Below are 1,231 nucleotides of genomic sequence, written 5' to 3'. Positions count from 1 at the left end.
ACTAGTATGGCCCGGGGGATCCGGCGCGCCTAGGCCTTGACGGCCTTCACTCAATTCGCCCTATAGTGAGTCGTATTACGTCGCGCTCACTGGCCGTCGTTTTACAACGTCGTGACTGGGAAAACCCTGGCGTTACCCAACTTAATCGCCTTGCAGCACATCCCCCTTTCGCCAGCTGGCGTAATAGCGAAGAGGCCCGCACCGAAACGCCCTTCCCAACAGTTGCGCAGCCTGAATGGCGAATGGGAGCGCCCTGTAGCGGCCACTCAACCCTATCTCGGTCTATTCTTTTGATTTATAAGGGATTTTGCCGATTTCGGCCTATTGGTTAAAAAATGAGCTGATTTAACAAAAATTTAACGCGAATTTTAACAAAATATTAACGCTTACAATTTAGGTGGCACTTTTCGGGGAAATGTGCGCGGAACCCCTATTTGTTTATTTTTCTAAATACATTCAAATATGTATCCGCTCATGAGACAATAACCCTGATAAATGCTTCAATAATATTGAAAAAGGAAGAGTATGCGTAGCCGTAATTGGAGCCGTACCCTGACCGAACGTAGCGGCGGTAATGGTGCGGTGGCGGTGTTTATGGCGTGCTATGATTGCTTTTTTGGCGTGCAGAGCATGCCGCGTGCGAGCAAACAGCAGGCGCGTTATGCGGTGGGCCGTTGCCTGATGCTGTGGAGCAGCAACGATGTGACCCAGCAGGGCAGCCGTCCGAAAACCAAACTGAACATTATGCGTGAAGCGGTGATTGCGGAAGTGAGCACCCAGCTGTCTGAAGTGGTGGGCGTGATTGAACGTCATCTGGAACCGACCCTGCTGGCCGTGCATCTGTATGGCAGCGCGGTGGATGGCGGCCTGAAACCGCATAGCGATATTGATCTGCTGGTGACCGTGACCGTGCGTCTGGATGAAACCACCCGTCGTGCGCTGATTAACGATCTGCTGGAAACCAGCGCGAGCCCGGGTGAAAGCGAAATTCTGCGTGCGGTGGAAGTGACCATCGTGGTGCATGATGACATTATTCCGTGGCGTTATCCGGCGAAACGTGAGCTGCAGTTTGGCGAATGGCAGCGTAACGATATTCTGGCCGGCATTTTTGAACCGGCGACCATTGATATCGATCTGGCCATTCTGCTGACCAAAGCGCGTGAACATAGCGTGGCGCTGGTTGGTCCGGCAGCGGAAGAACTGTTTGATCCGGTGCCGTAACAGGACCTGT

General features: G+C 52.6%; 1 pseudogene. It reads left to right on the top strand.

Annotation, left to right across the window (positions count from 1 at the left end):
- Positions 1–744: 744 nt before the first annotated feature.
- A pseudogene (locus Sdi02f_RS35490) lies at positions 745–1,218 on the top strand (aminoglycoside adenylyltransferase family protein); the annotation flags it as partial.
- Between the last annotated feature and the right edge of the window lie 13 nt (positions 1,219–1,231).

Source organism: Streptomyces ardesiacus, assembly GCF_003112575.1.
GTDB classification, from domain to species: domain Bacteria; phylum Actinomycetota; class Actinomycetes; order Streptomycetales; family Streptomycetaceae; genus Streptomyces; species Streptomyces ardesiacus.
This window is presented reverse-complemented; position numbering and strand designations above follow the sequence as displayed.